General features: G+C 74.0%; 24 protein-coding genes. 10 read left to right on the forward strand and 14 right to left on the reverse strand.

What is annotated here, in order from left to right; translation table 11 throughout:
* Positions 1-91 precede the first annotated feature (91 nt).
* From ACLQ14_RS00005 to ACLQ14_RS00020, 4 genes are all read left to right on the forward strand, one after another.
* Positions 92-904: an ATP-binding cassette domain-containing protein gene (locus tag ACLQ14_RS00005; RefSeq protein ID WP_425808575.1), complete on the forward strand. Its 813-nt coding sequence runs from the start codon at positions 92-94 to the stop codon at positions 902-904.
* The gene (locus ACLQ14_RS00010) at positions 901-1,572 is read left to right on the forward strand and encodes a hypothetical protein (protein ID WP_425808577.1); all 672 of its coding nucleotides are present in this window, start codon (positions 901-903) and stop codon (positions 1,570-1,572) included. The genes ACLQ14_RS00005 and ACLQ14_RS00010 overlap by 4 nt, the downstream gene beginning before the upstream one ends.
* Positions 1,573-1,760: 188 nt before the next feature.
* The gene (locus ACLQ14_RS00015) at positions 1,761-2,843 is read left to right on the forward strand and encodes a hypothetical protein (RefSeq protein WP_425808579.1); all 1,083 of its coding nucleotides are present in this window, start codon (positions 1,761-1,763) and stop codon (positions 2,841-2,843) included.
* Entirely contained in the window at positions 2,836-3,651 is an 816-nt protein-coding gene (locus ACLQ14_RS00020) for a hypothetical protein (protein ID WP_425808581.1), read from the forward strand. Before ACLQ14_RS00015 ends, ACLQ14_RS00020 begins: the two co-directional genes overlap by 8 nt.
* Before the next feature lie 50 nt (positions 3,652-3,701).
* On the opposite strand, the gene ACLQ14_RS00025 is transcribed toward ACLQ14_RS00020, so the two are convergent.
* Genes ACLQ14_RS00025 through ACLQ14_RS00035 form a run of 3 tightly spaced genes read right to left on the reverse strand, consistent with a single transcriptional unit; the run spans position 3,702 to position 7,068 of the window.
* Complete coding sequence (locus ACLQ14_RS00025) at positions 3,702-4,802, reverse strand: NAD-dependent epimerase/dehydratase family protein (protein WP_425808583.1); 1,101 nt, start codon at positions 4,800-4,802, stop codon at positions 3,702-3,704.
* Positions 4,799-5,653, reverse strand: a complete 855-nt coding sequence (locus ACLQ14_RS00030) for an MTAP family purine nucleoside phosphorylase (protein ID WP_425808585.1) — start codon at positions 5,651-5,653, stop codon at positions 4,799-4,801. Before ACLQ14_RS00030 ends, ACLQ14_RS00025 begins: the two co-directional genes overlap by 4 nt.
* The gene (locus tag ACLQ14_RS00035) at positions 5,650-7,068 is read right to left on the reverse strand and encodes a glycosyltransferase family 87 protein (protein WP_425808587.1); all 1,419 of its coding nucleotides are present in this window, start codon (positions 7,066-7,068) and stop codon (positions 5,650-5,652) included. The genes ACLQ14_RS00030 and ACLQ14_RS00035 overlap by 4 nt, the downstream gene beginning before the upstream one ends.
* Positions 7,069-7,179: 111 nt before the next feature.
* Between ACLQ14_RS00035 and ACLQ14_RS00040 the strand changes: the two genes are divergently transcribed.
* A complete protein-coding gene (locus tag ACLQ14_RS00040) occupies positions 7,180-8,343 on the forward strand; it encodes a molybdopterin-dependent oxidoreductase (RefSeq protein ID WP_425808589.1) in 1,164 nt (387 codons plus the stop codon).
* Positions 8,340-8,870 carry a hypothetical protein gene (locus ACLQ14_RS00045; RefSeq protein WP_425808591.1) on the forward strand — a complete coding sequence of 177 codons (531 nt, stop codon included), beginning with the start codon at positions 8,340-8,342 and terminating at the stop codon, positions 8,868-8,870. Before ACLQ14_RS00040 ends, ACLQ14_RS00045 begins: the two co-directional genes overlap by 4 nt.
* On the opposite strand, the gene ACLQ14_RS00050 is transcribed toward ACLQ14_RS00045, so the two are convergent.
* The 4 genes from ACLQ14_RS00050 to ACLQ14_RS00065 all read right to left on the reverse strand — a co-directional run bounded on the left by ACLQ14_RS00050 (position 8,809) and on the right by ACLQ14_RS00065 (position 12,469).
* Positions 8,809-10,182, reverse strand: a complete 1,374-nt coding sequence (locus tag ACLQ14_RS00050; RefSeq protein WP_425808593.1) for an APC family permease — start codon at positions 10,180-10,182, stop codon at positions 8,809-8,811. The two genes, ACLQ14_RS00045 and ACLQ14_RS00050, sit on opposite strands and share 62 nt — an antisense overlap.
* Positions 10,183-10,338: 156 nt before the next feature.
* Positions 10,339-11,085, reverse strand: coding sequence for a class I SAM-dependent methyltransferase (locus ACLQ14_RS00055; RefSeq protein WP_425808595.1), 747 nt, complete (start codon positions 11,083-11,085; stop codon positions 10,339-10,341).
* Positions 11,082-11,777 (reverse strand): TIGR04282 family arsenosugar biosynthesis glycosyltransferase, encoded by a 696-nt coding sequence (locus tag ACLQ14_RS00060; RefSeq protein WP_425808597.1) that lies wholly within the window; start codon positions 11,775-11,777, stop codon positions 11,082-11,084. The genes ACLQ14_RS00055 and ACLQ14_RS00060 overlap by 4 nt, the downstream gene beginning before the upstream one ends.
* Entirely contained in the window at positions 11,774-12,469 is a 696-nt protein-coding gene (locus tag ACLQ14_RS00065) for a glycosyltransferase family 2 protein (protein WP_425808599.1), read from the reverse strand. Before ACLQ14_RS00065 ends, ACLQ14_RS00060 begins: the two co-directional genes overlap by 4 nt.
* A gap of 123 nt (positions 12,470-12,592) precedes the next feature.
* On the opposite strand from ACLQ14_RS00065, the gene ACLQ14_RS00070 reads away from it, so the two are divergent.
* The 3 genes from ACLQ14_RS00070 to ACLQ14_RS00080 are packed head-to-tail and all read left to right on the forward strand — an operon-like array spanning position 12,593 to position 15,145.
* Positions 12,593-13,309 carry a response regulator transcription factor gene (locus ACLQ14_RS00070; RefSeq protein ID WP_425808601.1) on the forward strand — a complete coding sequence of 239 codons (717 nt, stop codon included), beginning with the start codon at positions 12,593-12,595 and terminating at the stop codon, positions 13,307-13,309.
* A 19-nt stretch (positions 13,310-13,328) separates the two neighbouring features.
* Positions 13,329-14,498 (forward strand): sensor histidine kinase, encoded by a 1,170-nt coding sequence (locus ACLQ14_RS00075; protein ID WP_425808603.1) that lies wholly within the window; start codon positions 13,329-13,331, stop codon positions 14,496-14,498.
* Entirely contained in the window at positions 14,495-15,145 is a 651-nt protein-coding gene (locus ACLQ14_RS00080) for a histidine phosphatase family protein (protein ID WP_425808604.1), read from the forward strand. Before ACLQ14_RS00075 ends, ACLQ14_RS00080 begins: the two co-directional genes overlap by 4 nt.
* A 4-nt stretch (positions 15,146-15,149) precedes the next feature.
* On the opposite strand, the gene ACLQ14_RS00085 is transcribed toward ACLQ14_RS00080, so the two are convergent.
* The 5 genes from ACLQ14_RS00085 to ACLQ14_RS00105 form a co-directional block, all read right to left on the reverse strand.
* Positions 15,150-15,869, reverse strand: coding sequence for an ABC transporter ATP-binding protein (locus tag ACLQ14_RS00085; protein WP_425808606.1), 720 nt, complete (start codon positions 15,867-15,869; stop codon positions 15,150-15,152).
* Positions 15,856-16,863: an ABC transporter ATP-binding protein gene (locus tag ACLQ14_RS00090; RefSeq protein WP_425808608.1), complete on the reverse strand. Its 1,008-nt coding sequence runs from the start codon at positions 16,861-16,863 to the stop codon at positions 15,856-15,858. The genes ACLQ14_RS00085 and ACLQ14_RS00090 overlap by 14 nt, the downstream gene beginning before the upstream one ends.
* Positions 16,860-18,143: a branched-chain amino acid ABC transporter permease gene (locus ACLQ14_RS00095; protein WP_425808610.1), complete on the reverse strand. Its 1,284-nt coding sequence runs from the start codon at positions 18,141-18,143 to the stop codon at positions 16,860-16,862. Before ACLQ14_RS00095 ends, ACLQ14_RS00090 begins: the two co-directional genes overlap by 4 nt.
* Positions 18,140-19,207 (reverse strand): branched-chain amino acid ABC transporter permease, encoded by a 1,068-nt coding sequence (locus tag ACLQ14_RS00100; protein WP_425808612.1) that lies wholly within the window; start codon positions 19,205-19,207, stop codon positions 18,140-18,142. Before ACLQ14_RS00100 ends, ACLQ14_RS00095 begins: the two co-directional genes overlap by 4 nt.
* An 80-nt stretch (positions 19,208-19,287) precedes the next feature.
* Positions 19,288-20,526, reverse strand: a complete 1,239-nt coding sequence (locus ACLQ14_RS00105) for a branched-chain amino acid ABC transporter substrate-binding protein (RefSeq protein WP_425808615.1) — start codon at positions 20,524-20,526, stop codon at positions 19,288-19,290.
* A 493-nt stretch (positions 20,527-21,019) separates the two neighbouring features.
* On the opposite strand from ACLQ14_RS00105, the gene ACLQ14_RS00110 reads away from it, so the two are divergent.
* Positions 21,020-21,223, forward strand: a complete 204-nt coding sequence (locus ACLQ14_RS00110) for a cold-shock protein (protein ID WP_284292806.1) — start codon at positions 21,020-21,022, stop codon at positions 21,221-21,223.
* Between the two features lie 418 nt (positions 21,224-21,641).
* Here ACLQ14_RS00110 and ACLQ14_RS00115 read toward each other — a convergent pair whose 3' ends face one another.
* Positions 21,642-22,448 carry an amino acid ABC transporter ATP-binding protein gene (locus ACLQ14_RS00115; RefSeq protein WP_425808617.1) on the reverse strand — a complete coding sequence of 269 codons (807 nt, stop codon included), beginning with the start codon at positions 22,446-22,448 and terminating at the stop codon, positions 21,642-21,644.
* Positions 22,445-23,494 carry an amino acid ABC transporter permease gene (locus ACLQ14_RS00120; RefSeq protein WP_425808619.1) on the reverse strand — a complete coding sequence of 350 codons (1,050 nt, stop codon included), beginning with the start codon at positions 23,492-23,494 and terminating at the stop codon, positions 22,445-22,447. The genes ACLQ14_RS00115 and ACLQ14_RS00120 overlap by 4 nt, the downstream gene beginning before the upstream one ends.
* Positions 23,495-23,516: the final 22 nt, after the last annotated feature.

Below are 23,516 nucleotides of genomic sequence, written 5' to 3' on the forward strand. Positions count from 1 at the left end.
CGCACTTCCATCCTGCCGCCAGGACCTACCCCTTCCTCACGCCCGGCCCCGTGTCACCAACGTCATGAACCACAACAGCTAGGGTCGCGCCGTGCGGTTCCTCGCGGTGACCCAGCGGTACGACGACGTGGACGTGCTCGCGCACGTCGACGTCGAGCTCGCGGGGCACGTCGTCGTCCGCGGTCCGAACGGGTCGGGGAAGTCCACGCTGCTGCGGATCGCGGCGGGCGCGCTCGAGCCGACGGCCGGGCGGGTCGTGGGGCGTCCCCGACACGTGGGCTACGTCCCCGAGCGCTTCTCGCCGCCGCCCGGGATGCGCGCGGACGCCTACCTGCACCGCACGGGCCGCCTCCTCGGGCTCGACGCCGACGCCGCCGCCCGACGCGCGGGGGTGCTGCTCGAGCGGTTCGCCGTCCGGCCGCGGCGGGACGCGCGGCTCGGCGACCTGAGCAAGGGCAACCGACTCAAGGTCGGGCTCGCGCACGCCTTCCTGGCGCCCGTCGACCTCGTGGTGCTCGACGAGCCGCGGGACGGGCTCGACGACGACGCCGCGGCGGTCCTCGACGAGCTCGTGGGCGAGGCGGTCGCCCGGGGCGCGACGGTGCTCCGCGCCGCTCACGACGACGTCGCCACCGGCGCGACGGTCCTGTGGGTCGGCGGCGGCCGGGTGGTCGTCGAGCCCGCCCACGGTGACGCCGGGGCCGCCGACGGTGACCTTCCGTTCGCCGACGGCGAGGTCGCGGCGCTCGTGCGCGAGCCGGGCGGCACGACGCGGACGCTCGTCCTCGCGGCGGGCGAGCGCGACGCCGCGCTGCTCGACGTGCTGCGCCGGGGCGGCTCCGTGCTCGCCGTCCGCCCGACAGCCGCCCGGGCCCCGCACCCGGCGGACGAGGACGCCCGGTGAGCGCCGTCGTCGGCTACACCGTCGCGCGCTGCGGCCGTGGCCAGGTCTGGGTGGCGCCGTGGCTGACGTTCGTCGTGGCGGCGGCCCTGCTCGACGCGCCGTCGGGCCGGGCGAGCGACGCCCTGGCCCTCAGCACGGTGGTGCTCGTCTTCACCTCGGCGTGGCTGACCGTCGCGACGGCCGGGTCCCAGCCGCCCGAGCAGGCGGGGGTGCTCGCGGCCGCGGTCGGCGGCGCCCGGCGCGAGCGGCTCGGCACCCAGCTCGCCTCCGCGGTCGGGGGTGCCGTCGTCGTGCCGGTGTCGTTCCTCGTGGCCTGGGTGGAGTCGCGCGACCCGGCGCACCCGGCGTCGCTCGCCCACGGCCTGACGGCGACGCTCGTCGTGACGGCGCTGCTCGCGCACGTCGTGGCGCTGGTGTGCGGGACGGTCGTCGGTGCCGCGTTCGCGCGGCCGCTCGTCACGAGCCGCACCGTCACGCTGCTTCTCGTCCTGCTCGCCGGGGTGCTCCTCGTCATCGTGCCGGGCGCCCCCGTCTCGGTGGCCGTCGACCGGACGGCGCACCCGACGCCGGCCGGTGCGGCCGTGGTCGCGGCGACGGCCGCGGCGGTCGTCGTCGTGGGCGCCGGGATCGCCTGGTGGGCGGCGGGCCGGGCCGCACGCCGCGGCTGAGCTGCACCAGCCTGTCGGGCGATCAGGATCCGAAGCAGCGCGGTACGTCCTCCGTGTTCGGGAAACCCTCAGGCTCCGCGGACAGCGGAACTGGCGGGTTGGACGAAATGCACCTACCGTGTTCGTGAAACGTGCTGGTTCCGCTGCCGACGGAACAACGCCGACAGTCGAACGGAGGCGCAGAAGTCATGGCAACCGACGAGATGCCGACGACGGCCGACGTAGGGCGCCGAGTCGTCGACCTCCTGCGTGAGCGCCTTCCGGAGACCTGGAAGCTCAGGGACACGACTGCACCGGACCGGAATTCGCCACGATTCGATCTCTCGATCCGCCTCGAGGGCCCCGACGGACGAGCGGTCCGCCTCCTGGCAGATGTCAAGCAAGTGGTCGAGCGCCGCGACGTCGCACACCTGGCTGGCCAGCTCCGCTCCAGGGCCGCGGGCTCCGAAGACACACCCGTCGTGGCGGCGCGCTACATGTCGGCGTCCGTGCGAGAAGCCCTGGCACAGGCTGGACTCTCCTACGTGGACGCTACCGGGAACATGCGCATCACCGTCGACTCCCCCGCCCTCTTCATCTCCGATCGGGGCCAGGAGCGCGACCCGTGGCGCAAGGGGCGCCCGAGGGGCACCCTCAGCGGAGAGCCCGCCGCCCGCGTCGCCCGAGCCCTGCTGGACTACGACCGTCGTTGGTCGGTCCGTGAGCTCACCGCCACCTCGGGCGCGTCCACGGGCGCGGCATACCGGGTCCTGGAGTACATGCAACGCGAGGCGCTCGTCGTCAAGGGGGACAGGCGCTACCGCGTCACCGACTGGGAGCAGCTGCTGCGTGCGTGGAGCAGGGACGCGTCCTTCCAGAAGACGACCCGGGTGACGACGTACATCGAACCGCGCGGACTGGACGCCTTCTTGACGAAGGTCGCCCAAGGGTCGCCCTTTCCCGTGGCGGTGACAGGCTCCGTCGCCGCCACGGAGTGGGCGACGTACGCACCTGCCAAGGCCGCCTACGTCTACGTGTCCTCGATCCACGAGGCCTCCGAGCGGTGGGGTCTGCGGCCCAACGCGGCTGCGCCCAACGTGATCCTTCTGGAGCCCCGGACGATCGGCGACGTCCCGTTCCGGAACACCACGCCGGCCGAGGGCGGCTATCCCGTCGCCGCCCCTGCCCAGGTGGCGGCCGACCTGCTGAACGGCCCAGGGCGCGAACCCGCCGAAGGCCAACATCTGATCGACTGGATGAGGGCAAACGAGGAGCGCTGGCGTCATGCCTGACGAGCTCACCCTGGCCCGGCTGGGCCTGCTCGACGCGCTGGAAGCGCTGCAGCTCCACCTCGACGCGCTGGTCATCATCGGCGCGCAGGCCGTCTACCTTCACACGGGGACGACCGAGATCGCCCTCGCTGAGTTCACCACCGACGGCGACATCGCCGTCGATCCTGACCTGCTGAGCTCTGACCCACACGTCGAAGAGGCGATGAGCGCGGCAGGCTTTGCGCCCGATCCGCGTCCGAGTGCGGTCGGCTCGTGGATCTCTCCACGCGGTGTACCGGTCGACTTGATGGTGCCCGACGCCGTCGCGGGAGCGGGGCGTCGCAGCGTCCGCGTGCCACCGCATGACTCGAAGGCGATGCGGAGGGCGCGAGGAATCGAGGCTGCATTGATCGACCACTCCACGATGGCGATACGGGCTCTCGACCCTGCTGCCGACCCTCGGGAGTTCGAGGTCTCCGTTGCCGGACCCGCTGCGCTCCTGGTAGCCAAGCTCCACAAGATCCGCGACCGGATCGAGGCGCCGGCGAGGCAGGACAACAAGGACGCTCACGACGTCTACCGTTTGCTGCGCGCGGTCGAGACCCAGGACTTCGTCGATGCGCTCCACCGGCTTCTGGCAGAGAACGTCAGCGCCACCGTGACCCGTGAGGCCCTCGTCCAGCTCGACCAGCTCTTCGCGCACGGGGCACGTGCGCGGGGCGCCCTGATGGCAGGCGCTGCTGAAGAACTGGTGGGCGACCCGGTTCTGGTATCCGAGAGTGTCGCGCTGCTCGCACAAGACCTGCTCGAGGCCATGGGGTCCTCATAGGCGCCCGCTGCTCCGGCGCGCGGCCGAGGACTCCCCAGCAGTCGCCCACGTCATCCGACGGCGGCGCGGCCTCCGGGGCGTGCCGCGACCAGCTGCCGGACGCCGTCGGCGAACGCGACGCCCGGCGCCCAGCCGGTCTCGCGGCGCAGGCGCTCCGACGACGCCGTCACGTGCCGGACGTCGCCCAGCCGGTACTCGCCGGTCACGACGGGCGACGGGCCGCCCGTGGCGGCCGCGAGCTCGGACGCCAGCTCCCCCACGGTGTGCACCTCGCCGCTGCCCACGTTGAAGGCGCGGGCCGACCCGGGCGCCTGGTCCCCGGTCCAGCCGACGGCGACAAGGTTGGCGGACGCGACGTCGTCGACGTGGACGAAGTCGCGGCGCTGGCCGCCGTCCTCGAAGACGCGTGGCGCCCGGCTCCGCGCGAGCGCGTCGAGGAACAGCGCCGCGACGCCCGCGTACGGGGTGCCGGCGGGCAGGCCCGGCCCGTACACGTTGTGGTACCGCAGCAGCGCCACAGTCCCGCCCGTCACGCGCGCCCACGACGACGCGAGGTGCTCCTGGTGCAGCTTGGTCGCCGCGTAGACGTTGCGGGGGTCGAGCGCCGCGTCCTCGGTCACGAGGACGGGGACGAGCGGACGCCCGTCCGGCCCGAGCGGGTCGAACACGCCGCGCTCGAGGTCCTCGGTGCGGCGCGGCGGCGGCTGGCACGGGGGTCCCGACGGGTCGGCGGCGGTCACGTACCGGCCCTCCCCGTAGACGACCATCGAGGACGCCACCACCAGCCGCGCGACCCCCTGGCGGGCCATCGCGGCCAGCACGCACGCCGTCCCGGTGCCGTTGCTGGCCGCGTAGTCCGGCGCGTCGTCGAACGACACCCCGAGCCCGACCTTCGCGGCGAGGTGCACGACGGCGTCGGCGTCCCCCACGGCGGCGTCCGCGACGCCCGGGTCGCGCACGTCGGCGACGACGAGCTCGACGCGCGGGTGGTCGGCGAGCGCCGCGAACGCCTCGGACGCCCGGCCCGCGGCGTGCACGTCGGGCCGCAGCGAGTCGACGACGCGGACGGACCACCCGTCCTCGAGCGCCGCACGGACGGTGGGCGTGCCGACGAACCCGGCGCCGCCGGTCACGACGAGCAGCCCGCTCATGCGGCACCGCCCGCCGGCTCGAGCGCGAGCACCCGCCGGCTCGCCTCGCGCGGGACGAGCTCGCGTGCCTCGTACCCGTCCGGGACGGCGGCGACGACCGCGGCGAGCAGGGCGAGCAGTCTCGGCTGCGCGGCCGCCATGCGCTCGAGGACGAGGGCCGCGTCCGCCGCGTCGGCGTCGCCGGGAAGCACGCCGGCGTCGGTGTCGGTGACGAACGACAGGTTGACGAGCCCGAGCCCGAGCTCGGCGGCGAGCACCGTCTCGGGGTACTGGGTCATGTTGACGATGTCGGCTCCCGCGGCGCGGTACCAGAGCGACTCCGCCCGCGTGGAGAACCGCGGCCCCTGCACGACGACGGTCGTCGCGGTCTCCCGGACCTCCTCGCCGGCGGCGCGCAGGGCCGCGAGGGCGGCGGACCGCAGCACCGGGCAGAACGGGTCGGCGGCGGCGAGGTGCTGGACGCCAAGCGTCGCCTCGCCGTCGAAGTAGGTGTCCGCACGGCCCGACGTCCGGTCGATCAGCTGGTCGGGAACCACGAACGAGCCGGGCACGAGGGCCGGGTCGAGCGAGCCGACCGCCGTCGAGGAGACCACGGCCCGGACCCCGAGCGAGGCGAGCGCCCACAGGTTCGCCCGCGCGTTCACCCGGTGCGGCGGGAGGGTGTGGCCCGCGCCGTGCCGCGCGAGGAACGCGACGGTCCGCCCGCCGAACGTCCCGACGCTCAGAGGACCCGACGTCGGGCCGTACGGCGTCGGGACGTCGAGCTCGGTGGCGCTCCCGGCGTCGAACAGCCGGTACAGGCCGGAGCCCCCGACGACGGCGACGGTGGGCTTGGGGTCGGGGGCGGTCATGCGGTCCTCCAGGTGAGAAGCGGGACGGTGCGAGAGGTGGGTGCGAGCCGGCGGGCGGCCGTCACGCCGAGCACGACGACGAGCGCCACGCCCATCGCGGGTCTCACGACCGCCATGCGCGGGTAGAGCTCGCCGGCGGCGAGCGCGGCGGGCACGACGAGCCACTCCCACCGGTGGCTCAGGGCCACGAGCGGGACGAGCAGGAGCGCGTACCAGGCGTTCGACGGGCTGACCAGCAGCAGCGTCCCACCGACGAGCGCGACCTGCGCGTGCCAGGGCGCGTCGGGGTCGGCGCGCCACCAGCAGACGACGGCGAGCGCCCCGAGCAGCCCGACCGCGACGACGGTGGCCGCGGTCCCCGGGAGGAACCCGAGCAGCGCGAACCGGTTCCCGCTGCCGTAGCCCTCCTCGTCGAGATAGCCGGGCAGGAACCCGAGGACCCCCGTGCCCGCCCCCGCGACGTACGGCACGTAGACGAGCGCGAACGTCGCGACCGCGACCGCGGCCGTACGCCAGCCGTCCCGGCGCAGCAGCGGCGGCCCCGCGATCGCGGGGACGAGCTTGGTCGCGACGGCCAGGCCGAGCAGCGCGCCGGTCGTGACGGCGCGTCGCACCCCCGCCGGCCGGGTCGACGCGAGCGTCGCCGCGAGGACGAGCGCCGCGCCGAGCACGTCGACGTGCGAGTTCGTCACCGCCTCCGACGCCACGAACGGGCACCACCCCCACACCGCGGCCCAGCGCGCGCCGAGCCCGCGCCGCCGCAGCGCGACGAGCAGCCCGCCCGTCACGCCGAGGCTCACGGCGAGCCCGCCCACCTGCAGCGGCCAGTACGCCGCCGACGACGGCACGGGCGCCCGCACGGCGGCGAACCACGCCTCCGCGACGGGCGGATAGATGGTGGGGACGTGCGACCGGTTGATCGCGGTGCACAGCGGCTGCCCGGACGGGACGGTCGTCGTCGGGTCGATCCGCTCCTCGGGGCAGATCGCGACGCCGTCGGCAGTGGTGCCCGCCGGCGCCGGGAAGAGCCAGTCGGTGCGCAGCGCGGCGAGGGCGTCGTCGGTGGGGACGTACGCGTACGGCGAGATCCCCGCGTCCTGGACGATCCCGTCCCACGCGTAGCGCGCCGAGTCGGTGCTGAGGTTCGGCGGGCCGGCGAGCGCGGCCAGGCCGACGGCGAGCGAGCCCGCGACGACGAACGGCACGACCGCGCGCTCCGGGACGCGGCGCAGCGCGAGCAGCGCGACCACGAGGACGGCCCAGCCCGCCCCGACGGCGACCAGCGCGTGCGGCCGGTCGGCGTGCACGAAGCCGTGGACGCGCGTGCCGACCACCGTGACGACGGTCAGCAGCGCGACGGCGACCGCCGCGAGGACGGCGGCGAGCGTCGTCGAGCGGGGGGACGAGGTGCGCACACCACGATCGTGCCGCGCGGCCCGGGGCGAACCGGCCGGAACCGGCCCCTCGTTCGTGGACCGTAAGATCTGGCGGGCCTCGCGGCCCACGGCCCGCCGCACGATGAGGGCATGAGGTTCGAGCGGCTCCGCACGACCGCCGGCGCGCACGGCCGCGCCGCGTCCGCGCGGGCCCAGACGGCCCTCGCCCACCCCGCGAGGTCCGCCCGCACGACGGTCGTCGTCGGGCGCCTGCTCGGCGCCGCGTTCCTCGTGTGCTTCGCGACCGGGCTGTACAGCCACTTCCTGCAGGACCCGCAGCCGTGGATGTGGTTCCCCACCTGGCCGTCGAACCTCTACCAGCTCACGCAGGGCGTGCACGTGGCCACGGGGATCGCGAGCATCCCGCTGCTCCTCGCCAAGCTGTGGACGGTGTACCCCCGGCTGCTGCAGTGGCCGCCCGTGCGCGGCGCGCTGCACGCCGTCGAGCGGCTCCTCGTCGGGCTGCTCGTCGCGGCGGCGCTCGTCGAGGTCGCCACCGGGCTGCTCAACACCTACCAGTGGTACCCGTTCCGGTTCCCGTTCCGCGGCACGCACCTCGCGCTCGCGTGGGTCGTCGTCGGGGCGCTCGCGATCCACGTCGCCGCGCAGCTCCCCACGATCGTCCGCCACTGGCGGCGCGAGCGCGCCGTCGCGGGGGGCGCCGTCTCACGCCGCGGCTTCCTCGTGGTCGTCGGGTCGAGCGTGGCCGCCGTGGTGCTGCTCACGGCGGGGCAGTCGTTCGGCGTCCTGCGGCGCGCCAACCTCTTCGCGCCGCGCGTGCAGGGCCTGGGCCCGCAGGGGCTGCCGGTGAACAAGACGGCCGCGGCCGCGCGCGTGCACGACGCCGCCACCGACCCGGCGTGGACGCTCACCGTCGCGCACGGCGGCCGCTCCGTCGCCCTCACCCGGTCCGAGCTCGCCGCGCTCCCGCAGACCGAGGTCGAGCTGCCGATCGCCTGCGTCGAGGGCTGGACGACGTTCGCACGCTGGCGGGGCGTGCGCGTGGCCGACCTGCTGGCGCTCGTCGACGCCCCGCCCGGCGCCGCGGCGCGCGTCACCAGCCTCGAGCCGACCGGGCCCTACCGCACCAGCGACCTCGACGCGGCGTTCGCGCACCACCCGCGGACCCTCGTCGCGCTCGACCTCGCCGGCGAGCCGCTCGACCTCGACCACGGCTACCCGGCTCGCCTCATCGCGCCAGCGCGGCCCGGCGTCCTGCAGACCAAGTGGCTCACCCGGATCGAGACGACGTGACCGAGACCCCGCCCGCCCCGACGCCCGGCCGTGCCGTGCGGGTCGCACGCGTGCTGCTCTGCGCGGCCGGTGCCGCGTGCCTCGCCGTCGGCGCCTGGAAGCTCACGGCGCTGCACGCGTACCAGCTCCGCTCGCTCGCCGCCTGGCTCGTGGCCGCGGTCGTCATGCACGACGGCGTCCTCGTCCCGCTCGTCACCGTCGCCCTGGTCGCGGGTGGCGTCGCGCTCCGGCGGCTGGCCACCCGCGGCATCGCCGGGCACCGGTGGCGGGCGCCGCGTGGCTCGGGCGTGCTCGTGGCCGGGTGCCTGGCGGTGGGCGGTGTGCTCACGCTCCTCGCGCTGCCCGAGCTCTACGCACAGTCGCTCGGGCCCGCCAACCCGACCGTCGTGCCGGGCGACTACGGGCGCCGGCTCGCCCTGACCTGGCTGGTCCTCGGGCTCGTGGCCGCGGCCGGCACCCTCGCGCTCATGGCGCGCGGGCGGGCTCGACGGCGCCGTCGGTCCGCCGGCGGCCGCGCACGACCATGATCACCAGCCCCAGCACCAGCCATCCGGCGGCGACCTCGAGCGCGAGGTGGCTGGCCAGGACGAGCACCGCGACGACGATCACGGTGCCGACGACCGGCACGACCGTGTGGAGCACGCGCCGCTCGGTGCGGCGGCCGACCACGTAGTACCCGACGACGGCGGCGTGCAGGAACACGAAGGCGGTCAGCGCGCCGACCGTGACCATGGACGAGAGCAGGTCGAGGCCGTCCGACCTGAGGGAGGCGGCGACGGCGATGACGAGCGTCGCGACCGCTGAGACGAGGATCGCCGGCAGGGGCACGCCGGTGCGACGGCTCACCACGCCGAGCCGGGCCGGCAGCTGCCCGTCACGCGCCATCCCGTACATGAGGCGGCTCACCGCGGCCTGCGCCACGAGCGCGGACAGCACGGGCCCGATCGCGCGGACCGTGGTGACCGTCGTGCCGAACCACGACCCGATCGAGTCGCCCAGCATCGTGTAGAAGATCGTGCCCTGCTGCTCGGGATGGGCGGCAAGCTCCGCGGGCGTCGTGGTCGTCAGGAGCGCGCCGAGGTACGTCTGGAGGACGAAGAGGGAGCCGGCGAGGACGAGGCAGAAGATGAGCGCCTGGCCGACGCGCCGCGGCGAGCCGGTGCTCTCCTCCGCGAACGTCGCGATGGCGTCGAAGCCCAGGAAGGCGAGCGCCGCCACCGACACGGCGCCGAGCACGCCGGTGAGCGTGAACCCGTCGAGCCCGGTCAGCGGCGACAGCCACGGCCTCGCCGGGCCGTCGTGCACCAGCACGACGACGGCGCCCACGCAGAAGGCCGCCAGCACGAGGATCTCCACCGCCAGCGAGACGAGCCCCACGGTGGCCGCGAGCTTCACGCCGCTGAGGTTCAGCGCCGTGATGATGAGCACCGCCGCCGTGGTGAACACCCACACGGGCACCGCCGGCACGAGGGCGTGGGTGGCGATCCCGCTGAACAGCGCGGCCAGGCTCGGGATGAAGAGGTAGTCCAGGCCGATCATCCAGCCGGCCATGAAGCCCGGCCGGCGCCCCAGCCCCGCGGTCGCGTAGGCCGAGACGGACCCCGCCCGCGGGACCGCCACGGACATGCGCGCGTAGGACCACGCCGTGAACGCCATCGCCAGGGTCGCGACGAGGAACACGAGCGCGACCGCGCCGTTGCTGCGCGCGTCGAGCACGCCGAAGGTGCCCATCGGCGCGGTGACGCCGATGAACAGGAGCCCGTAGATGATGAGGTGGCGGAGGGAGAGGCTCCGGTGGAGCGTTCCCTCGGGCGCGGCGGCTGCGGTCGCCTCGGGCACGGGACGGGGCTCGGTGGACGCGGTGCTCAGCTCCTCGATCGTTCACGGTGGGCGCGCTGGCGCGCCGCTCGGACGGCGGCGCGGACGACCGCCTCGCCCGATCGTCGCGCACCGCGTCGCCCAACGCGCGCGAGCCGTCCCGGATTCCCCTCCCCGTCAGCGGACGGGACGGAGCGGGACGAGCCCGACGAACGTCCGCCCGTCGCGCACCCACCGGGAGCCGCCCGCGAGGCCGGCGGCCGCGGCGTGCCCGACGAGCGCGTCCGCCCCGACCTCGGCCCACGCGAACGGCAGGCTCCGGCGCCCGGCGTCGTCGGTCACGACCGCCTCGAAGGCCCGGTCGCGCGCCGCGTCCGGGTGGGTCTCGACCACCACCGCGCCCCACGGCGCGACCAGCTGCGCACAGCGCGACAGCAGTCCGGACGGGTCACCGCCGATGCCCACGTTCCCGTCGAGCAGCAGCACCGTCCCCCAGCCCCGCGCCACGGGGACGGGCCCGAACACCGACCGGTGCAGCACCGGCAGCCCGCGGTCCCGCGCGACGGCGACCGCGGCCGCCGCCACGTCGATGCCCAGCGCGGGCATCCCCTCGCGGAGGGCCGCGTGCACCATGCGTCCCGGGCCGCAGCCGACGTCGAGCACCGGCCCGCGGGCGCGGCGCAGCACCTCGAGGTCGACGGCGTCGGCGGGCCCCGCGTAGCGGGCGACGTCCAGGACGCTGTGCCCGGTCGGGACCGGGAGCGCGGAGGCCGGGGGCCGGTGCCCGCCCGTCGGCGCCAGCCGGAGCCGGCCCGCACCCGCGGCGAGCGCCGCCTCGTACGGCCGCCCGCCGCCGGCAGCGAACTGACGTGGGTCGGGGCGGGCCGTGCCCGCTGGGTGCACGGCGGCGTCCAGCGCGGTCACGACGCCGCCTCCGGCGCGAGCTCGAGGCACCCCAGCTCCTCGGCCGCCCGCGCGACGCGCCCGCCGGGGGCCGCGCGGGCGACCGTCCGCAGGTCGTCGACCGTGTCGACGTCGACGAGCTCGTCGAGCAGCCGGACGCGCTGGCCCGCGCGCTCGAGCCGCTCGCGCTGGCGCGCGCCGGTGTCGTCGCGCGACATCGGGACGCCGCGGACGAGGTCGCCGCGCCGTGCGCCAGCACCGAGCCCGAGAGCCCAGTACCCGCCGTCGGCAGCGGGCCCCAGCCAGGCGTCGGGCTCGTCGGCGGCTCCCGCGAGTCCCGCGAGCGCGGGGGCGAGGTGCGCCACCGTGACCTGCGGGGTGTCCATCCCCACGAGCAGCAGCGGGCCGCGGACGTGGTCGAGGAGCCAGCCGATCCGCGCGTCGAGCAGGCCGGGCGCCTGGGGGACGACCTCGTAGCCGGCCGCCTCGTCCGGCACGTCGGCGGCGGACCCGTCGAAGTACAGCACCCGCCGCCCGACGAGGGTGTCGCCCGGCGAACCCGCGCCCGGCCCTGCGTCGCCCAGGGCCTCGAGGGTGTCGGCGAGCGCGGCAGCGGCGACCCGGGCGGCGCCGGCGAGGGTCAGCGGAGGGTGCAGCCGCGTCTTGACCCGGCCGGGCACGCAGGCCTTGGCGATCACCACGAGGGTCGTCACGCGGGCACCTCCCGCAGCAGCCGCGACATGTCGCGCACGGCCGTGACCGTCCCCCGCACGGTGCCGGTCACCTTGGACCGGCCGACGCGCGGCCGGTAGCCCACGTCGACCTCCGCGATCCGCCAGCCGGCGTCCGCGGCCCGGAGGAAGAGCTCGAGCGGGTAGCCGCTGCGGCGGTCGACCAGCCCCAGCGCCAGCAGCGCGTCGCGACGGGCGGCCCGCATGGGGCCGAGGTCGTGGACCCGCCGGCCCGTCCGACGGCGCAGCTCGGCCGCGAGGACGGCGTTCGCGAGCCTCGCGTGCGCGGGCCAGGCGCGGCGCGCGTCGGGCCGGCGACGACCGAGGGCGAGGTCGGCGCCGCCGTCGCGGACCCGGTCGACGACGCGCGGCAGCTGCGCGAGGTCGAACGAGCCGTCGGCGTCGCAGCAGGCGACCACGTCGGCCGTGGCGGCCAGCAGGCCCGCGTGCACGGCGGCGCCGTAGCCGCGGCGCTCCTCCCGCACGACGACGGCGCCGTGGGCGCGGGCGACGGCGGCCGAGCCGTCGGTCGAGCCGTTGTCGACGACGATCGCCCGGTAGCCCGCCGGGAGCCGGCGCAGCACGCCGGGGAGCGCGGCGGCCTCGTCCAGGCACGGCAGCACGACGTCCACCGACGGCGGCGGAGCGAGGGGGGACGGCCCAGGTTCGGTCACGAGTTCGACGCTACGGACGGTCGGCTCCCGGCGGCCCGGCCAAAACCTTACGAACCGCGGACGGTCGGGCCGGTGTGCCGCCCGGGCCCCGTCGGGACGCTGCGCCGTGCCTACGCTGGGCTGGTGGTCCCGCCCCCCGTCGCCCCGCGCGACGACCCGTTGACGGACCGTCGCGTCCTGGTCGTCGAGGACGACCCGACGGTCCGCGAGGTCGCGTGCTCGTACCTGGCGTCGGCGGGCTTCCTCGTCGACGAGGCCGCCGACGGCGTCAGCGCGCTGCGCGTGGCGGCCCGGGTCCGGCCCGACCTGGTCGTGCTCGACCGCATGCTCCCCGGCATCGACGGGATCGAGGTGTGCCGCCGGCTCCGTGCCGAGCGCGCGACCCCCGTCGTGATGCTGACGGCGCTCGGCTCCACCGAGGACCGCATCACGGGCCTCGAGGCGGGTGCGGACGACTACCTCGCCAAGCCGTTCTCGCCGCGCGAGCTCGTCCTGCGCGTCCAGTCCGTGCTCCGGCGGACGGTCGACGACCTGACCCCGGAGTCGGCGTTCGACCTCGGCCCGTTCCGGCTCGACCCCGCGCGGCGCACGGTCACGAAGGACGGGCGCCCGCTGTCCCTGTCGGTGCGCGAGCACGACCTGCTGGCCTTCCTCCTCAAGCACCCGGACCAGGCGTTCAGCCGCGACCAGCTCCTGCGCGCCGTCTGGCGGTGGGACTTCGGGGACCTGTCGACCGTGACCGTCCACGTCCGGCGGCTGCGCGAGAAGATCGAGGACGACCCGACCCGCCCCACGTGGCTCACGACCGTGTGGGGCGTGGGCTACCGGTTCGGCGCGTGACCGGGGACCGGAGGCAGCCATGATCCCGCTCGGCGACCTGGGCGTCATCGTCCTGACCGCGCTGGTGTGCGCCGTCGTCGTGGGCCTCGTCGGCCTGGGCGTGCTGCGCCTCGTGCGCGGCGCCTCCGTCGCGACCCAGCTGTGCGTCGTCGTCCTCTCCGCCGTGGTGGCGGTGGTCGCCGGCATGGTGGCGGTCGCGCGTGCCATGTACCTGTCGGGCCACGACCTCGTCGTCGCCATGTGGGTGGCCGGGGTCGCGGGGCTGGTGGCGGTGCTCGTGGCGCTCGTCCTCGGCCGGGGGCTGGTCCGGGACGTCGCCCGCGTCCGAGCCCTGGCCCGCGAGGTCGGCGACGGGCGCACGGTCCACGCCGACCGTGGCGCCGTGAGCTCGGAGCTCGCCGCGCTGTCGGGAGAGCTCGCCGCGACGAGCGAGCGCCTCGCCCGCGCCCGCGCCGAGGCCGAGCAGGCCGAGCGGTCGCGCCGCGACCTGGTGGCGTGGATCTCGCACGACCTGCGCACCCCGCTCGCGGGGCTCCGCGCCATGGCCGAGGCGCTCGAGGACGGGCTCGCCGAGGACCCCGACCGCTACCACCGGCAGATCCTCACCCAGGTGGACCGGCTGTCCGGCATGGTCGACGACCTGTTCGAGCTGTCCCGGATCCACGCCGGGACGCTCGCCCTGTGCCTCGAGCCGGTCGCCCTCTACGACCTGGTGAGCGACGCCGTCGCCGAGGTGTCGCCGCTCGCCCGGGCCCGGTCCGTGACGCTGCGCCAGTCCGGCACGACGGACGTGACCGTCGTCGGCGACGCGCGCGAGCTGGCCCGCGTCGTCGGGAACCTCCTCATGAACGCGCTGCAGCACTCGCCCGCCGGCGGTGAGATCGTCGTGTCGACGACCGCCGAGCCGCAGGGCCGCGCGTCGGTCAGCATCGTCGACGGCGGCGGCGGGATCCCCGAGGCCGACCTCACGCGCGTGTTCGAGGCCGGCTGGCGCGGGTCGGCGGCGCGCACCCCCGCCGGCGCCGACGCCGCCGACCACGTCCGCGCGACGGGCGCCGGGCTGGGGCTCGCGATCGCCCGCGGCATCGTCGAGGCGCACGACGGCGGCATCCTCGTCCGCAACGTGCCGGGGGGCTGCCGCTTCGACGTGCTGCTGCCGCGGCTCGCGCGCGAGACGATGGCGGGGTGACGACCTCCCCCGACCCCCAGCTCGTGCTCGTCCGCCACGGCGAGACCGAGTGGTCCCTCAGCGGCCAGCACACGGGCACGTCCGACATCCCGCTGACCTCGCACGGCGAGGAGCAGGCCCGCGCCGCGGGCGCGCTGCTCGCCTCGCGGGTCACCGCGGGCCAGCGCTTCAGCACCGTGCTCACGAGCCCGCGGGTGCGCGCGCGGCGGACGGCCGAGCTCGCGGGGTTCGCGGACGCCGTCGTCGACGAGGACCTCACGGAGTGGGACTACGGCCCGGTCGAGGGGCGGACGTCCGCGCAGGTCTCCGCGGAGACCGGCACGGACTGGGAGATCTTCCGCGACGGCGTGCACGTCGTCGGGCCCCTGCGCGCGGCCGTGCCGCACCCGACCGCGGGCGAGACGCTCGACGACGTCGCGGCCCGCACGGCGCGCGTCGTGCAGCGGGTGCTGCCCACGCTCGAGGCAGGCGAGAGCGCGCTCGTGTTCGCGCACGGGCACGTGCTCCGCGTCCTGGCGACGACGTGGCTCGGCCTGCCGGCGACGACGGGCGCTCTCCTCGAGCTCGGCACCGCCTCGGTCTCGCTGCTCGGGTTCGGGCACGGCGTCCGCACCCTCGAGGGCTGGAACCTCCCGTCAGCCCCGTGAGTGCTCAGGCGACGCCGAGGTAGGCGGACTTGACCGCCGGGTCCGCGAGCAGCTCCTGACCCGGCCCCGTCGTGGTGACCTCGCCCGTCTCGAGGATGTACGCGCGGTCCGAGCGGGACAGCGCCTGCTGGGCGTTCTGCTCGACGAGCAGCACCGTCGTCCCCTGCGCGTGGATCTCGCTGACGATCCGGAAGATCTGCTGGATCACCATCGGCGCGAGGCCCATGGAGGGTTCGTCGAGGAGCAGGAGCTTCGGCCGCGCCATGAGCGCGCGCCCGATCGCGAGCATCTGCTGCTCGCCGCCCGACATGGTGCCGCCCACCTGCGTCCTGCGCTCGGACAGCCGCGGGAACAGCTCGAACACGCGGTCGAGGGTCTCGTCGTGCTCGGCCTTGGTCTTGAAGGTCCGGGCGTACGCGCCCATCTCGAGGTTCTCCATGACCGTCATCCCGGGGAAGACGCCGCGGCCCTCGGGCGCCTGCACGATGCCGGCGATCACGCGCTCGTGGGCCTTCATGCGCGTGATGTCGCGGCCGTCGAACCGGATGGTTCCCGTGGACAGCGGCCGGATCCCGGAGATGGCGCGCATCGTCGTCGTCTTGCCGGCGCCGTTGGCGCCGATGAGCGTGACGAGCTCGCCCTCGTCGACGGACAGCGAGATCCCGCGGACCGCCTCGATCCGCCCGTACGCGACGGAGACGTTGTCGAGCTCAAGCAGTGGCATCGTCGGGCACTCCCAGGTAGGCGGCGATCACGGCGGGGTTCTCGCGGATCTCGGCCGGCAGGCCCTCCGCGATCTTCCGGCCGAACTCGAGCACGACGATCCGGTCCGTCACGCCCATGACGAGCCGCATGTCGTGCTCGATGAGGAGGACGGTGAAGCCGTCGTCGCGGATCTTCCGGACGAGGTCCTGCAGGTCCTCCTTCTCCGCCGGGTTGAACCCCGCGGCCGGCTCGTCGAGGCACAGGAGCTTGGGCTCCGTCGCGAGTGCACGGGCGATCTCGAGGCGCCGCTGGTCGCCGTACGGGAGGTTGCGCGCCTGGTGGGTGGCGCGCGCGCCGATCCCGACGAACTCCAGCAGCGCCATGCCGCGGTCGATGGCGTCGCGCTCCTCGCGGCGGTGCCGCGCGCTCCGGAAGATCGCTCCCGGCACGGACGTGCGGTGCCGGGCGTCCGTCCCGACGACGACGTTCTCGAGCGCCGTCATGTCGCTGAACAGGCGGATGTTCTGGAACGTGCGGGCGATGCCGAGCCGCGTGATCTCGTTGCGCTTCACCCGGACCAGCGGGCGGTCGTCGAACACCACCCGGCCCGACGACGGCCGGTACACGCCCGTCATCGCGTTGAACGCGGTCGTCTTGCCCGCTCCGTTCGGGCCGATGAGCCCGAGGATCTCGCCGCGCCGGATCTCGAACGACACGTCGTCGAGCGCCGTGAGGCCGCCGAACGTGACGCTCACGCCCTCCATGCGGAGCAGCGGCTCGCCGACCTCCGCGTGGACCGTCCGGTCGGCGGCGACGATCCCCGCGACCGTCGCCTCGTCCGCGAGGTCCGCGTTGACCGTGGCGAGGTCGACGTCGATCTCCTCGACCTCGCCGTCGGGCAGGTCCGCCTCGCGGGTGTCCTCGGCGGTCATGATCTCGTCGTCGGGCGCGAGGTACTGCTCGTTGCTCTCCGCGCCGGCCCGGATGCTCCCGGGCCCGTTCGGGTCGCTCATCGGTCGCCTCCCTCGATCGTCCCCGGGCCGTCCGGCACGGGCTTCGCGCCCGACGCCGGACCGTCCCCGCCCCCGACCGGCGCCAGGGCCGCGCGTCGGGCGGCCTGGTAGAGCTGCCGCGAGTACGCGAGCAGCTTCTGCCGGGCCGGAAGCAGCCCTTGGGGCCTGAAGATCATCAGCACGATGAGGGCCAGCCCGAAGAAGAGGTACTTGTAGCTCGCGATGGCGTCGCCGTCGATCGAGATGCCGAACAGCTCGGTCCGGCCGAGGAAGAAGTTCGGCAGGTACACGATGAGGAACGCCCCGAGGATCACGCCGAGCTTGTTCCCCTGGCCGCCCAGCACGACCGCGCAGAGGAAGAACATCGAGTTGATGACGTTGAAGCCCTCGGGCGAGACGAACTGCACCTGCCCCGCGTAGAGCGCCCCGGACAGGCCGCCGATCCCGGCTCCGATGACGAACGCCCAGAGCTTGAACTTGAACGTCGGCACGCCCATGATCTCCGCGGCGTCCTCGTCCTCGCGGATCGCGACCCACGCCCGGCCGACGCGCGACCGCTCGAGGTTGCCCACGACCAGCAGCACGATGACGATCAGGACGATCGACACCCAGAACCACCACAGGCCGGAGTTCCACGGTGCGTCGCTGTTGCCGGCCGAGAAGACCCCGGTGGGGTGGGCGTCGCTCGACCCGGCACGGGGGTATGCGACCTTGGTCAGCCCCTGGCCGCCGCGCGTGAGGCTCGTCAGATTGTCCGCGAGGAGGCGGACGATCTCGCCGAAGCCCAGGGTCACGATGGCGAGGTAGTCGCCGCGAAGCCGGAGGGTCGGGGAGCCGAGGATCAGTCCGGAGATCGCCGTCACGGCGATCGCGATCGGGACGCAGAAGAGCCACGCCCAGCGCTCCGAGAGCCACTGGTCGGTGAGGTTCCAGGGACTGTCGGGGCTGGTCAGCAGCGCGACGGTGTACGCGCCGATGGCGTAGAAGCCCACGTAGCCGAGGTCGAGCAGCCCGGTCTGGCCGACGACGACGTTCAGGCCGATCGCGACGAGCGCGATCATGCCGAACTGCGCCATGACGCCGCCGAAGTCCGTCCCCACGGTCGTGAGCACCGGGATCCGGAGCACGGGGAGGAACGCGACGAAGACGATGAACGGGATCCCGATCAGCCACTGGGTCGGCCGCGCCTGGGCGTCCCACCAGAGCCTGAACCGGTCACCCACGCCGTGGTAGGGACGGCTGCCGCCCGTCGTCGTGGTCCTGCTGGTCGTGGTCGTCATGCGCGCGCCCTCCCGAGAGACTCGCCGAGGATGCCGGTCGGCCGGAACAGGAGCACCAGGACCAGGACGACGAACGCCACGACGTCGCGCCACTCCGTCCCGAAGAGCGCCTGCCCGTAGAGCTCCATGACGCCGAGCAGGAGCCCGCCGAGCAGGGCGCCCCGCAGGTTGCCGATGCCGCCGAGCACCGCGGCCGCGAACGCCTTGATCCCGAGGATGAAGCCCCCGGAGTAGATGATCCCGTTCGGGATCTTGAGGCTGTAGAGCATCGCGGCAGCGCCCGCGAGCACCCCGCCGAGCAGGAAGGTCAGCATGATGACCCGCTCCCGCGAGACGCCCATGAGGGTCGCCGTGACCGGGTCCTGCGCCACGGCGCGGATCCCCCGGCCGAACTTCGTCGCGTTGACGAACCGGTCGACGAGGAACGCGAGCACGAGCGCCGCGACGACGACGACGATGTCGACGTTGCTGACGTCGGCCCCGCCGAACGTGAAGACGGTGACCTCCTGGACGAGGCGGATCGGCTGCTGCGCGGTGGTGCCGCCGAAGTTGCCGCCGGTGAGCTTCGGGAGCACGAAGTGGACGAACTCCTGGAGCACGAACGACGCGCCGATCGCGGTGATGAGGAAGGTCAGCGACGGCGCGCCGCGCTTGCGCAGCGGTCGGTAGGCGACGCGTTCCAGGCCGACGGCCGCTCCGCCCGAGACGGCCATGCCGCCGATCATCGCGATCAGCAGGTACATCACGGTCAGTGCGGTGCCCTGGGCGTAGGCGTCGCCCTTCGGGACGAACCCGAGCGCCCACAGGACCGCGTACTGCCCGAACATGCCCAGCATGAAGATCTCGGAGTGCGCGAAGTTGATGAGTCGCAGGACGCCGTAGACCAGCGTGTAGCCGACGGCGATGAGGGCGTAGATGGCGCCGTACGTGAGTCCGTCGACGGTGAGGGACCAGAAGTTGGAGAACAGGCGGTGGGTGTTGAAGTCGATGACGCCGTCCGCGGCGAGCACGGAGTGCGCGGTGTGGGCGGAGGCGAGGACGTCAGGGAGCAGAAGGGCGCTCATGGAGCTCCTCGGGATGGATCCGGTGCAAGGTCACGACGCCGCGACGGCCGGGCCCTCGCGGACCCGGCCGTCGCGATCGGTCACTTGACCTGGTAGATCCAGATGAGTGCGGAGGACAGCTCGCCCGTCGAGCTCCACTGGTAGTGGCGGGCCAGCCCGTCGCCCGAGTAGCTCTTGACGTAGTCGACGAGCTTCGCGCGGTCCGTGATCCCCGAGTCGATGCCCTTGAGCATGATCGTCGCGAGGTCGTAGCCCTCGACCGAGTACACGCCCGGCGTCGCGCCGCTGTTGGTCGTCTTGTAGTCGGCCGCGAACTGCTCGGGCGCCGGCCCGCAGGGGCAGGAGAGCAGGGCGTCCTTGGATGCGCTGCCCGCCTGCTTGACGAACTGCGGGTCGTTCGTGCCGTCAGCCGAGACGAACGTCGCGGTCACGCCCGACGAGCGGAGCTGGGACGCGAACGGCGCCGCCTCGGCGTAGTAACCGGCGTAGAAGATCGCGTCGGCGTCGGCGCTCTTGATGCTCTGCACCGTGGCGGAGAAGTCCTTGTCACCCGTCTTCACGCTCGCCGCGCAGTCCCTGTCGGCCGACGAGCCGAGCGCTTCGGTCACGGCCTTGGCCAGCCCGACGCCGTAGTCGGAGTCGTCCTGGACGACGCAGACCTTCGTGAACTTCTTGGTGTCGACGAGGTAGTGCGCCACGGCCGGGCCCTGGACGCCGTCGTTCGCGAGTCCGCGGAAGAAGTTGGTCCAGCCGTTCTTGGTGAGGTCGACGTTGGTGGCGGACGCCGTCAGGGACAGCAGGTTCGCCTGGTTGAAGACCTGGCCGACCGCCGCAGTCTCGCCCGAGAACGCCGGGCCCAGTAGGCCGATGACGTTCTTGTTAGACACGATGGTCGGCGCGACCTGGGTGGCCTTCTGGGGCGTGCCCTCCGTGTCGTAGCCCTTGAGCTGGACCTGGCAGTCGGCGTTCGCCTTGTTGTGCGCCTCGACGGCCACCTTCGCGCCGTCGATGATGTTGATGCCCAGCGCGGCGTTCGGGCCCGTCAGGGCCCCCGCCATGGCGATCGTCGTGGTGGCGGCGCACTTCGCCTTGCCGTCACCGGCGGGGTCGGCCGCGTTCGACGAGTCCGCCGCGGGGACCTCCTTGCCGGACTCGTCGATCTGGACGATCGGCTGGATCGAGAGGTCCGCGGAGCTCGTGGTGCTCCCGCCCGTCGAGCCGCCCCCACCGCCCGAGTCGTCCTTCGAGGCACACCCTGCGACAAGCAGGGCGGACGCCATCGCCATGGCGACGGCGGCGGTGGGAAGACTGCGACGCATCTGGTTCCTCCAAGGTCGTGAACCTCTGTCGGGCGGAGCTCGAATCGCTGACGACGGGCAAGCCGACGTGCCGAGCAAGTTACTCCCGCCTCGGCGCGAAGAACAGACATCTGCGGCCGCGTGTCGAAATCGTGATTGAGCGGAAACAACGCAGAAACCGCTCTGCCGGAATCCCGACGCGTTCGCCCGGGCCGCCGATCCGCCGAGTGGCGCAGGTCACAGCGGCGTGGTGCCCGATCCGCGCTCGAGACGGGCGACGACTCCCCAGCATCACCGGCAGGACGCCGGTGCGCGTCGTCGTCGACCCGGGCGGTCGTCGTCTCACGTGGTGGACGACACGGAGCCCGATCACTCTGGGCCTGTCGAAGGCAGGCGACCTCCGGTACAGTGTTCGGCGAGTGCTTGCTTGTCTTCTTCACCGGAGTCGACGACGAACACCGTGCATGCGCCCTCGAAGGTCGAGGGCGTGTACCGACTCCTGAAGGAGATCCCCATGGCTACTGGCATCGTGAAGTGGTTCAACGGCGAAAAGGGCTACGGCTTCATCGCCCCCGACGACGGCTCCGCCGACGTCTTCGCGCACTACTCGGCCATCCAGTCGACCGGCTTCCGGTCGCTGGACGAGAACCAGCGCGTCGAGTTCGACGTGACGCAGGGCCCGAAGGGCCCGCAGGCGGAGAACATCCGCCCGCTCTGATCTGAGCACCGGCGCCCGCAAGGGCACCACGAACGAGCCCGGCATCCCCTTGGGGGTGCCGGGCTCGTCCCGTCTCCGCACCTCAGCGGACCGAGACGGTGCGAACCCGCTGCCGCCAGGGCGAGCGAGGACGCGGGCCAAAGGCGGCATGGAACCGCCGGAGGCAAGCCGAACGCCTGGGCCCCCGGGGGCGAGGTGCGCCGCGCCGTGGGCCGAGCTGAGCCGAGGGCACCGGGGGGCTCGGGGAGACCTGAGGTCGGGTCGCGCCGCGGAGGTGAGCCGAGAGCGCCGGGGCTCGGGGGAAGGGGCGCGCGGTCGTGGCTGGGTGGGCGGGAAGCCGAGCGAGGAACGAGCGAGGCGGATGGAAGACCGCGCGCCCTTCCCCCGAGCCCCGGCCCCAGCCACGAACCGACCACCCCTACAGCACGCTCGCCAAGAACTCCCGTGTCCTCGCCTCGCGCGGATCGTCCAGCACCTCCGCCGGAGTCCCGCGCTCGACGACGACGCCCTCGGCCATGAACACGACCTGGTCGGCGACCTCGCGCGCGAACCCCATCTCGTGCGTGACCACGACCATCGTCATGCCGCTCTGGGCGAGGTCGCGCATGACGGCGAGGACCTCGCCCACGAGCTCGGGGTCGAGCGCTGACGTGGGTTCGTCGAAGAGCATGAGCTCGGGGTCCATGGCGAGCGCCCGGGCGATGGCGACGCGCTGCTGCTGCCCGCCGGAGAGCTGCGCGGGGTAGTGCTCGGCACGGTCGGACAGCCCCACGCGGCGGAGCAGCTCGTCGGCGCGGGCGCCGGCCTCGGCCTTGGAGCGCCGCAGCACCTGGATCTGCGCTTCCATGACGTTCTGCCGGGCGGTCATGTGGGGGAACAGGTTGAAGCGCTGGAACACCATGCCGATGCGGGCGCGCTGCCGGGCGATGTCGCGGCTGCTGAGCCGGAAGAGCGCGGGCTTGCCGCCGCGGGTGCCCTCCCGGTAGCCCATGAGCTCGCCGTCGACCCGCACCCGGCCGGCGGTGATGTCCTCGAGCTCGTTGATGCAGCGCAGGACGGTCGACTTCCCGGACCCGGAGGGCCCGAGGACGACGCACACGCTGCCGCGGGGCACGACGAGGTCGATGCCGCGCAGGACGTGCAGGTGCCCGAACTCCTTGTGGAGGCCGTCGATCTCGACCATGGGACCGGGCCCGCCGGCCGCCGGCGCGTCGGCCTGGCTCATCGCGCACCTCCCGCGCCGCCGCCGTGCGGTCGGCCCATGTCGTCGAACACCGCGATCTCGGGCGTCGTGCCGGCTTCCGCGATCGCTTCCTGGCGGAGCGCGCGCCCGCCCGGGCCATGCCCACGTCGGCCGCCACCGCCACGACCGTGCTCGTCGAACCCGCGCCCGTAGTACCGCTCGAGGTAGTGCTGCCCGACCATGAGGACGCTCGTGATGGCGAGGTACCAGATGGCGGCGACGACGAGCAGCGGGATGGCCTGGAACGTGCGGCTCGCGATGGCGTTGGTGGCGAACTGCAGGTCGAGGGTGAAGGGGACGGCGAGGACGAGCGACGTCGTCTTGAGCATGGAGATCGTCTCGTTGCCGGTGGGCGGGACGATGACGCGCATGGCCTGCGGCAGGACGATGCGGCGGAGGATGGTGGAGTCCTTCATGCCGAGCGCACGCGACGCCTCCTCCTGTCCACGGTCGACGGACTGGAGACCTGCCCGCACGATCTCCGCGAGGTACGCGGCCTCGTTGAGCCCGAGCCCGAGGATCGCGGCCCGCGACGCGGTCACGAGCTCCGTCGTCGTGAAGTGGAACCATTCCGGGCCGAACGGCACGCCGAGGGAGATCTTCGGGTAGAGGACGGAGATGAGGCCCCAGAACACGAGCTGCGTGTAGATCGGGGTGCCGCGGAAGAACCAGATGTAGACCCAGCTGGTGTACCGCATGACGGGGTTCTCGGACCGCCGCATGATCGCGAGCAGCACCGCGAGGACGATGCCCAGGACCATCGACGCGACCGTGAGCCACAGCGTCCAGCCGACGCCCCGGACGACCTGCTCGTTGAAGAGGTACTTCCCGACGGTCGGCCAGTCGAACTTGTCGTTGGTGACGAGCGCGTGCACGACCATCGCGGCGAGCACGAGCACGACGACGGCGGAGACCCACCGGCCGGGGTGACGGACGGGGACGGCGTGGATCCGGTCGGGGACCGGGTCGCCGGAGGGCGGGACGGCGGGGCCGGGCAGCGCTGCCCGGCCCCCTGCGAGGTCGCTCATGGGACTCAGTCTGCCCCGGTCG

Origin of the sequence: Luteimicrobium sp. DT211 (genome assembly GCF_049844995.1) — a bacterium.
Classification (GTDB): Bacteria; Actinomycetota; Actinomycetes; order Actinomycetales; family Cellulomonadaceae; genus Luteimicrobium.